We start from the raw sequence: 9,296 nt of genomic DNA, 5'->3' as shown, positions 1-9,296 counted from the left end.
TTACAGCCGCCGCTGTATGCGTAGCTAATAGTGCCGCCCGTTGGTAGAGTGATCGACGCCAAACGTCCCGTGACTGTGCCGCTCCCGTTCGGTGTCGGCTCATAGGTAAACGAGTATTTAGTGCCGTCGGCACGGTCAATTTCGCTAATCAGCGATGCACCGGATGCAGAATATTCCCCAATGCCACTGCATCCGAAGTTGGTCTGGATGTTGTAGCTGGAATACTTGATTGTGTACGACGCGGTGCCTCCGGATACGTTGGGATAGGTCAAGGTCACATTCGTTGGAGGTGTTCCGGCAACTGTGAGGGCAGCGACTCCCAGTGTATCGGTGTAAACGCCGGAGGAACTCACCGATATCTCGTTTCCATTCGTGTCAGTAATCGTCGATCCGTCTGTTGAAGACCTCGGGGCGTTTACAGACGTCCCATTTCGGGTAGTAATGATTGTACGGTTTACAACACCGACGCTTTCTGTTGCAGTTAAGGTCAATCCAGAGCCATCTCCTGTGCCAGAAGTAAACGACGGCAAATTCCCGAGGTCGCAATCATGTTTGTCGTACTCCAGTTGCCCTGTAAATGCATGGCTGACGCCCCAAGTGTCGTGATAAACGAAGTTGTCAAATATGGTATAGAACGCGCCTGAGCTACATTGATACGTTGTCTTATCGTAGGAGACATAGCCCGTTTGGATTACCGTTTGTGCCGTCCATCCGAAGTTTTGTACGGGAGTCCAGGTTGACCCGCCTGAAACGGAGTATGGTTGCCAGACCAGTCCGTCGTAAGTAAGGTCGTAGGTGAACGGCAATCCTCTTCCCGCCTTATGAAAGACCGGGATGTCCAGGTGAACATTTAGATTTCCCAGATTGATGGAATCGAATCCTCGATTGTCGAAGGTGCTGAATGGATAGGGCCCGGTGCCAGTTTGACTGGAGCCTCGTGGAATCACAAGAGCAAATGAAAGGGCCAGGAAGAGGCAACAACGAAGGTCAACGCGCACGGTGTTCTCCTCAATTGCTTAGTTCGTTATTCGATATGTGAGGACTGAAGGGTGATCTGCAGCTGGAGAGTGCCGTTCACATATCTCTCGATGCGATATGGGATCTCGGTACCGTTGATATTCCGGTAGTCCGAGAACTTCACGACAATCGGAATCTTGACATCGGCTCCACTGTCGGGTCGCACACTATAACGCAGCCTTACTGGCAGCGAAGAGGCGGGATCAAGATCAATATCCATGACAGTTGCGGTCAACTGGCCAACGGTGTTTGCATCGCCGGTAAAGGCCGCAGAAGCAAACTGTGCCCGTACATGTCGGAAGCTGCCTTCAGGGGTGCTCTCTGTCCCAAGATCAGCGAAGGTGATTGACGTTGGCATCGACGCCGACTGAAGTCCGAGGGAGGGCATAAACCAAGTGAGAGGCTTCAGGCAGACGAAATAGTCCTGCTGATGAACTTTCCCGTCAGGGCCAGACCATTGACATTTCATCCCGGGCCCAATCGCCAGTTGTGATTCGATGCGCTCGCCCGTCGTTCCCAAGTTCAGCTGCATCTGGGCTGAGCCGTCCGATGCCGCGGTCAAGGTGACGGTACCTGAATCCTTGAGGCTGCCGGCATACCAATTCGCATCTCCCGACAAAGTGACTCTGGTCACGGGAGAAGAAGAAAATGCGCTGCGCATCTGCTGGACAGCAGTCGTCTGGCAGTAGGCAATGGACGCCAGCAAAGCGACAGCGAGGCAGGAATAGATCAAGCGCAGGGTGGCTTCCACCATTCGCGGCTTTCCGGGACTCGGAGCGAATCTGATTGTTGGGGAATCGACGGTGACTGAAGCAGAATAGCGATTGGAAGCAGACTGAATTCTATGGACGCATCGTGACATGGCTCGGCCCTTATCGGATTTAGGACCTGGGAAGTCAAGAGTAGAAATTCAGTTCAATCAAAGTTTTTAGCTAAACCAATAATGCGCAGAAACATAGGCGTAGTCTTCTCGTTTTGTCAAGTGATTTTCGTCCTATTACAGCGTGAATCTTCTTGCAAACTGGCAAAACTCTGCGAAGAGTCGTCGCGTTGTCGTCGAAGTCAAACCTTCCTCTCACCCTCAACGAGGCTTATTAGGTAGGCCCTGGCACGGACTATGACGTCACGGTGTGTTTTGCGCGATTGTTATGCCTTCTGAACTCTGGCCCGTAGTCACAGAACAGCACCTTCGGTACATTACGCTCCAGCTTGACGCGATTCAGCGTCCGCACCACGTCGTCTCCCTTCAGACTCTGGCCAACCTCGATGGCCACAGCCTCTCTGGTGTAGACATCGACGATCGTCAACGAACGGAACTTCGTGCCGTCTTGCAACTAGTCAGCAACGAAGTCCATGCTCCATGTGTCATCAGGTCCTACAGGCTTTAACTTCTCGGCGCGAGGCCGTGCTGATTTGCGCTTACCCGCTGGACGCATGCGCTGAAGGCAAAGGCCCTCTTCGCAGTACAGCCGGTACACCAGGTGCTTGCCAACATCCCAGCCTTCGCGGTTCAACAGAACGCGGATCTTACGGTATCCGTAGCGCACTCTCGACTGCGCGATCTCCCGGATACGCATCCGTAGCTCCGTTCGTGGATCGAGGCAGCTCCGGTACCGGTAGGTCGCTCGTGGGACTCGCAGCACGCGACAGGCACGCCGCTCACCCACGCAGTACATCCGCTCCAGATGCTCTACCATCGGCCCACGCCCCGAAGGCTTCACCATTTTTTGACAGCACATCCTGCAACATCGTCTTGTCCAGCGTCAGGTCAGCAACCAGTCGCTTCAGCCGATGGTTCTCCTCCTGCATCTGTGCCATCTGCTGGACCTGGTCGACCTCAAGGCCGGCGTACTTCGACTTTCAGCGGTAGAACGTCTGCTCGCTGATCCCAGCTTTCCGGATCACCTCCGCCACTAGAACTCCTACCTGTGCCTGTTTCAACACTCCAACGATCTGCTCCACACTGAGTCGCTTCTTCTTCATCTCCAGCCCTCCTCAATTGGGCCGAAGACTAACATTTCAACTGGTTCAGGAATTCCGAGGCCGATCAGTCACTCTCCATCAGCACCTGCAATTTGCGGGAACCATACCGCAGCTTCTCCGCTTCTCCTGGCCAATCCCACCAAGCGGTCTTGCAATTGCTGGTTCGAGCGTCTCGCCCGATAGAGGAAGCTACTCACCGCGATCGACATCTGCCCGTATACCCGGCGTTTCGCTGACCCCGTATGGCCGGAACACCGACCAGCGGCACAGCAATCCATCACGGGATAGTCTTCCTGGATTATGTTCTGCATGAGAATGCAGACGCTCATCCGCAGTGAGCTTTGCGACAGGAACAAGAAGTCCCATGATTTCCCATGAGGATTCCGTCGTTGACGATCGACGTCCTGGTGGCGGTCATCGCTCTGGTGGAGCGAAGAACGTATGCGCTAGCGGGGGAGGAGTTGTCCCTCAGCGCGTCGGCGGTCCACAAACGTGTCCGCACAGCGGAAGGTCTATTGGGTCAGCGTCTGTTCATCGGGACAAACGAAGGGATGTCGCTCACGAAAGAGGGAAAGGTGTTCTACGCCGACGCAGTCCGGACTGTGGAGCAGGCGCTGCTGGCTGAGGAAAGGATGTATGCCTCCGATGTGGACTGGGTCTTCGCCAGCGAGCTCCTCTTTGGAAAGATACCGATCTGGTCCAACGCTTCCCTGCAGAAGGTGTTGCGGCCTGCTGCCCGGAGGGCGCGGATTATGAAACTGATCGGCTGGCATACATTCCGACACACCTACAGCACGATGCTGACAGAGCACGGCAACGATGTGAAGGTAGTGCAAGAGCTGATGCGGCATGCCAAGCTCTCGACCACGATGGAGATCTACACGCATCCCCGGATGGAGAAGAAGCGGGAAGCACAGAGCAAAGTCGTGGATATGCTGTTTGGGCGGCAACGCCCGGAGGCGGTCGCGTTATGAGCAGGCGGCCACAACATCTTGTGGTAGTTTTGTGCCCATTCTGTGACCGTTTTGCGCCCTTTTCGCAACTTGGAAGGGTGTATGTAATTGAAAATATGGTAGGCACGAGCGGATTCGAACCGCTGACCTCTACCGTGTCAAGGTAGCGCTCTAACCAACTGAGCTACGCGCCTGCGTGTTCTTTCAGTCTAAATCGGATGTGATACTAGAGGCAACACGGGGATGAACTTAGGTTAAGATGAATTGATCCCGCAACATGCTTCTTTTGAATCAATTTCGCGCCGCCCCCAATTTGCTGACGCTGATGCGGCTGTTCATCATCCCTTTTCTAGTCATTGAGATTCTGGACGGGCGCTACGATGCCGCATTCGCGCTATTTCTGCTGGCCGGTATCAGCGATGCGCTCGATGGACTGCTGGCGAGAACACTGAAGCAGCGAACCACGTTAGGTCAATATCTCGATCCGATTGCCGACAAACTCTTGCTCAGCACTTTATTTGTCGTGCTCACACATGTTGGGCTGATGCCCCGGTATGTGACCGTACTTGTCTTCAGCCGCGATCTGGGCATTCTGCTGATTGCGACTCTCTTGTTTGCCACCGGAACGCTGCGCGACTTTCGTCCCAGCCTGTTCGGAAAGCTCAACACGCTGGCCCAGATTATTGCCCTGATCGCCGTATTTTGCGAGAAGATATCCGCCTCGGCACATCTCACCATCGTGCGCGTTGGGCTGGTGCGGGCGATTGCCGTGCTGGCACCATTATCGGCCGCTCAATATGCCTGGATCGTCTTCCGGCGCATGAATGCACCAGAGCAGAGCGCGGCTTAGCTGGCGTCTAGTCTTTCGGAGTATCTTCGAGGTCTTCTTTCTCCTCAATGGCAATGTCGCTAAACTCTGCCGAATCAAACACTTCTCCGCACGTCTGACATTCTACGAACTCGATATCTTCCTCGCGGGCGACAATCTTGACGATGGGGTGTTTGCAAGCGGCGGTCATGGGGGTGGGCGATAGATTCTATGGATTTTGCCCGTCTCGCCGGGGCTTGTCAACAGCGTTCTAAGCGGATTTTGCAGGCAGATTGGACCCAGTCTGGGTGGAATTGACACCATCAAACGAAGTTTGCAAACGGCGTTCGTGAGGACGTAAACTATCTAGGACTGGATTTGTCGGTATTTGGGTATGGGAGCGGTTAAAGTTAAAGATGCTGCGTCTTACCAAGAAAGCGGACTACGGCCTGATGGCTCTGAAGTATCTGGCAGAGCAGAAGGGCGGCAGCGCCCATAGCGCCAAGGACATCGCCGAGGCATACCACATCCCTCCGCAGTTGCTGGCCAAGATCCTGCAAACTCTAGCCAAGGCCGGGCTACTGGTCTCGCACGCCGGAACGAATGGCGGATATGCGCTGGCCCGACCCGCAAAGGAGATTTCGGCGTTCGAGGTGATCCGGGCAATCGACGGGCCGCTGTTTATTACAAGTTGCATTACGATTCACGGTGCCTGCGACCTTACAAGCACCTGCACCATCAAAGAGCCGTTGCGCAAGGTGAACGACAGCATCAAGGACCTGCTCAGCGGGATCTACATTGCCGACCTGGTTGAAGCAGACGCAGAGCATGTCGGCTCGGGCGCGCCCGTAGGCGGCGGTTTAGTGAGCATTGCGATTTAGGAAATCTGGAAACTAGATAAGGATGAGCAGCGATATGAGCAATAACGGAGTAGTGGTTACAGAGTCTTCAAAGCCGGTGCCGGCGGGTGTGCATCTTCCCATCTACATGGACAACCATGCGACGACGCCGCTCGACCCGCGCGTACTCGAGGCCATGATGCCCTACCTCACCACAACCTTCGGCAACGCGGCCAGCCGCAACCACAGCTACGGCTGGGAGGCCGAAAAGGCCGTCGAAAAAGCGCGCGAACAGATTGCAAAACTGATCGGTGCAACCTCCAAAGAGATCATCTTCACCTCTGGCGCGACGGAGTCGAACAACCTCGCCCTCAAAGGCATTGCCGAGATGTACCGTGAGCGCGGCAACCACATCATCACCCAGGTCACGGAGCACAAGGCCGTGCTCGACACCTGCAAGAAGCTCGAAAAGCAGGGCTGCCGCGTCACCTACCTGCCCGTGCAGGCCGATGGATTGATCGACCTCGAAGACCTGAAGCGCGCCATTGACGACAAGACCATCCTCGTTTCCATCATGTACGCGAACAACGAGATTGGCGTGCTCCAGCCTATTCGCGAGATTGGCGCACTGTGTCACGAGAAGGGAGTCATCTTCCACACCGACGCTGTGCAGGCCGTGGGCAAGGTGCCGGTCGATGTCCTGAAAGACAACATCGACGTGCTCTCGCTCAGTGGTCACAAGATCTACGGGCCAAAGGGTGTGGGCGCGCTCTATGTGCGTCGCCGTAATCCGCGCGTGCAGATCTCCGAGCAGATCAACGGTGGCGGCCACGAGCGCGGAATGCGTTCGGGCACGCTGAACGTACCGGGCATCGTTGGACTCGGCGCAGCCTGCGAGATTGCCGGCAAGGAAATGGAGGCCGAAGCGAAGCGCGAGCAGGAGTTGCGCGACTATCTGCGCAACAAGATGGAGAAGGCGCTCGATTATGTGAAGGTGAATGGCAACATGGAGCACCATCTGCCCGGCAACCTCAACATGAGCTTCATCTACGTCGAAGGCGAGAGCCTGCTGATGGGCATCAACGACATCGCGGTCTCATCGGGTTCGGCCTGCACATCTGCCACGCTTGAGCCGAGCTATGTGCTGAAGGCTCTGGGACTGGGCGACGATGTAGCCCACAGCTCGATCCGCTTTGGGCTTGGCCGATTCAATACCAAGGCCGAAGTGGATTACGTCTCGGACAAGATTATCGACGTGGTGCAGAAGCTGCGTGAGCTTTCGCCGCTGTACGAGATGGTCAAGGAAGGGATCGACCTCTCGAAGATTGAGTGGGCGGCGCACTAAATGCGAGAGGGCTGGTTGGCATCGCATCAACGATGCAGTCAATCTCCGGATGCTTCGCACGGGCGAGGCATTCGATGCTCTCCCGAGAACGGCGCAAGTGGCTGTGTTTATGGCTTTCCTGGTTGCAATCGTTGTAGCAATGCGTTTTGTTCGGGTTACACCCTTCAGACGCCTGCACCTCGATCCCCGATAACGTGAGCAATCACATAGATTCAACGTTGGCGCAGCGAAATGTGCCGGAGTATCATCTAAGTAGAGAGACGAGGAACACACTATGGCATACAGCGACAAGGTAGTTGACCATTACAACCATCCCCGGAACGTCGGCACGCTGGACAAGAGCGCAACCGAGGTCGGTACCGGCTTGGTGGGCGCGCCGGAGTGCGGCGACGTGATGCGGCTCCAGATCAAGGTGAACCCCGAGACCCAGGTCATCGAGGACGCGAAGTTCAAGACCTTCGGCTGCGGTTCAGCCATCGCTTCCTCTTCGCTCGCCACCGAGTGGGTGAAGGGCAAGACCGTCGAAGAGGCGCTCTCGATCTCGAATACCGACATCGTCAAGGAGCTTTCGCTTCCTCCAGTGAAGATCCACTGCTCGGTGCTTGCAGAAGACGCAATCCGCGCCGCGATTGGCGACTGGAAGAAGAAGAACAACGTCGCGGAGACCGCTGCAGTAGCGGCGCACTAGTTCTCAACAGCATCAGGCGACCGCGGATCGGTGCGGATGAACACGGATTTATCCGTCCAATCCGCGAGAATCCGTGGTCGTTTTGTCAGAGGGCATGAACAATGGCGATGGTGACAATCCAAACGCAGGCGGAGCTTGAAGCGGCCCGGAACCAGCCCGCTTCCGGCGAGAAGAAAGACGCGCTCGCCGGACTGAGGCTGCTGACTGCTGAAGGACAGGAGCCTCGCGCCAAGGCTGCCATCGAGATCACCGAGAAGGCGCTAAAGCGCATCCGCATTGCAATGTCGAAGGAGGGCGTGTCGCCAGAGCAAGGCGGTCTTCGCGTTGGCATTCAGGGTGGTGGTTGCTCGGGCCTTAGCTACTCCATTCGGTTCGATTCCCAACCGCGCGAGCGCGACCGCGTGTACGTCTTCGGCGCAGGAGTGGAGACGGCTGGCGACCCCACAAACGGAGCACCGATCCGCCTCTTCGTCGATCCGAAGAGCTTCCTCTATCTCGCGGGCATGGTACTCGACTTTGAAGAGACGTTGATGCGGCAGGGTTTCAACTTCATCAATCCGAACTCATCGAAGAGCTGCGGGTGTGGCTCGAGCTTTTCAGCATAAGTAAATACACGCAGTCCGCCTCATCCTCTCTGCCGCTACATCGTCTTTGTGATGTCAGGACCAAGCATCTCCTGCGCACTCGGAGCGGGCTCGTCTGGAATGCGTTCGGCCTCCAGCCTGCGCTGCTCGCGCTCGTACTCCGACTCCAGATGGTTCACCGTCAGGCTCTTCTTCAGGATGGCGAACGCCTCCTCCGGCGTGTCGGCGAACTGAAACAAGTCGAGGTCCGACGGCGCAATCGCTCCTTTCTCGGCCAGCATCTCCAGGTTGATAACGTTCTTCCAGTACGAAGAGCCGTAGACGACTACCGTAATCTTCTTGGCGAGTTTCTTCGTCTGCGCCAGCGTCAGCACCTCGAACATCTCGTCGAGCGTGCCGAAGCCGCCTGGAAACACCACCAGCGCCTTGGCCAGATATGCAAACCAGTATTTGCGCATGAAGAAGTAGTGGAAGTCGAAGTTCAGCGACGGCGTAATGTAAGGGTTCGGATGCTGCTCAAACGGCAGCTTGATGTTCAGGCCGATGGTCTTGCAGCCTGCCTCGTGCGCGCCGCGGTTGGCCGCTTCCATGATTCCCGGGCCGCCACCTGACGTAATCACAAAGCGATGTCTGCGTCCGGGCAGCGAGGCTGACCACGTAGACATCATCCCCGCCAGCTTGCGCGCGTCCTCGTAGTAGCGCGCCATCTCGACGGCGGCCTCGGCCAAACGCAGCTTGAGCGCCGTAGCCTCGCCCTTTTCAATCTCATCGGCACTCGCCGGCTGCTCGTGCTTCGGAGCCGGTTTGGCAGAGCCCGTGTTCTCCAATAGTTCCAGTGCCGAGTTGGCCTCGTCGAGTGCGCGAAACCGAGCCGAGCCGAAGAACACCACCGTGTCCTGAATGCGCTCACGCCTGAAGCGCGCCATCGGCTCCTGATACTCGGCCAGAATCCTCAGCACACGGCCATCGGGCGAATTAATAAAGTCAGGGTTCTCATACGCCAGCGGCGCGCTTTCCAACTCCCGTAGGTTCTCCTCGTCCATGTTCTTCTGATCCATACCCTGGAATCCGTACCCCTC

At 56.3% G+C, this 9,296-nt stretch carries 13 protein-coding genes and 1 tRNA gene; 6 read left to right on the top strand and 8 right to left on the bottom strand.

The window, feature by feature from the left end:
• The 6 genes from VFU66_RS03095 to VFU66_RS03075 all read right to left on the bottom strand — a co-directional run.
• Window positions 1-998 (bottom strand): hypothetical protein (locus VFU66_RS03095; protein WP_326444767.1); only part of this gene is annotated, 998 nt, incomplete at its 3' end.
• 26 nt (window positions 999-1,024) lie between these two features.
• Window positions 1,025-1,771 (bottom strand): hypothetical protein, encoded by a 747-nt coding sequence (locus VFU66_RS03090; protein ID WP_326444766.1) that lies wholly within the window; start codon window positions 1,769-1,771, stop codon window positions 1,025-1,027.
• A 361-nt stretch (window positions 1,772-2,132) separates the two neighbouring features.
• Window positions 2,133-2,351: a hypothetical protein gene (locus VFU66_RS03085; protein ID WP_326444765.1), complete on the bottom strand. Its 219-nt coding sequence runs from the start codon at window positions 2,349-2,351 to the stop codon at window positions 2,133-2,135.
• Window positions 2,352-2,594: an IS3 family transposase gene (locus VFU66_RS15735; protein WP_414649367.1), complete on the bottom strand. Its 243-nt coding sequence runs from the start codon at window positions 2,592-2,594 to the stop codon at window positions 2,352-2,354. It abuts the gene before it with no gap.
• Between the two features lie 82 nt (window positions 2,595-2,676).
• Window positions 2,677-2,835, bottom strand: coding sequence for a hypothetical protein (locus VFU66_RS03080; RefSeq protein ID WP_326444764.1), 159 nt, complete (start codon window positions 2,833-2,835; stop codon window positions 2,677-2,679).
• Between the two features lie 42 nt (window positions 2,836-2,877).
• On the bottom strand, window positions 2,878-3,000 hold the full coding sequence (locus VFU66_RS03075; protein WP_326444763.1) for a transposase: 123 nt from the start codon (window positions 2,998-3,000) through the stop codon (window positions 2,878-2,880).
• A gap of 389 nt (window positions 3,001-3,389) precedes the next feature.
• On the opposite strand from VFU66_RS03075, the gene VFU66_RS03070 reads away from it, so the two are divergent.
• Window positions 3,390-3,974: a tyrosine-type recombinase/integrase gene (locus tag VFU66_RS03070; RefSeq protein WP_326444762.1), complete on the top strand. Its 585-nt coding sequence runs from the start codon at window positions 3,390-3,392 to the stop codon at window positions 3,972-3,974.
• 96 nt (window positions 3,975-4,070) lie between these two features.
• Here VFU66_RS03070 and VFU66_RS03065 read toward each other — a convergent pair.
• Window positions 4,071-4,147 (bottom strand) — tRNA-Val (locus VFU66_RS03065).
• 83 nt (window positions 4,148-4,230) lie between these two features.
• Here VFU66_RS03065 and VFU66_RS03060 point away from each other — a divergent pair.
• The 5 genes from VFU66_RS03060 to VFU66_RS03040 all read left to right on the top strand — a co-directional run bounded on the left by VFU66_RS03060 (window position 4,231) and on the right by VFU66_RS03040 (window position 8,238).
• Window positions 4,231-4,803: a CDP-alcohol phosphatidyltransferase family protein gene (locus VFU66_RS03060; protein WP_326444761.1), complete on the top strand. Its 573-nt coding sequence runs from the start codon at window positions 4,231-4,233 to the stop codon at window positions 4,801-4,803.
• 374 nt (window positions 4,804-5,177) lie between these two features.
• Window positions 5,178-5,642, top strand: coding sequence for an RrF2 family transcriptional regulator (locus tag VFU66_RS03055; RefSeq protein WP_326444760.1), 465 nt, complete (start codon window positions 5,178-5,180; stop codon window positions 5,640-5,642).
• Window positions 5,643-5,676: 34 nt separating this feature from the next.
• Window positions 5,677-6,945, top strand: a complete 1,269-nt coding sequence (locus tag VFU66_RS03050) for an IscS subfamily cysteine desulfurase (protein ID WP_326444759.1) — start codon at window positions 5,677-5,679, stop codon at window positions 6,943-6,945.
• Window positions 6,946-7,219: 274 nt separating this feature from the next.
• A complete protein-coding gene (iscU, locus tag VFU66_RS03045) occupies window positions 7,220-7,633 on the top strand; it encodes a Fe-S cluster assembly scaffold IscU (RefSeq protein ID WP_326444758.1) in 414 nt (137 codons plus the stop codon).
• A 101-nt stretch (window positions 7,634-7,734) separates the two neighbouring features.
• A complete protein-coding gene (locus VFU66_RS03040) occupies window positions 7,735-8,238 on the top strand; it encodes a HesB/IscA family protein (RefSeq protein WP_326444757.1) in 504 nt (167 codons plus the stop codon).
• A gap of 35 nt (window positions 8,239-8,273) precedes the next feature.
• Here VFU66_RS03040 and VFU66_RS03035 read toward each other — a convergent pair whose 3' ends face one another.
• On the bottom strand, window positions 8,274-9,275 hold the full coding sequence (locus VFU66_RS03035; protein WP_326444756.1) for an LOG family protein: 1,002 nt from the start codon (window positions 9,273-9,275) through the stop codon (window positions 8,274-8,276).
• Window positions 9,276-9,296 lie beyond the last annotated feature (21 nt).

Source organism: Edaphobacter sp., from assembly GCF_035763405.1.
GTDB lineage: Bacteria > Acidobacteriota > Terriglobia > Terriglobales > Acidobacteriaceae > Edaphobacter.
Note: the sequence above shows the minus strand (reverse complement) of the source record. Positions and strands in the feature narration are given on the sequence as shown.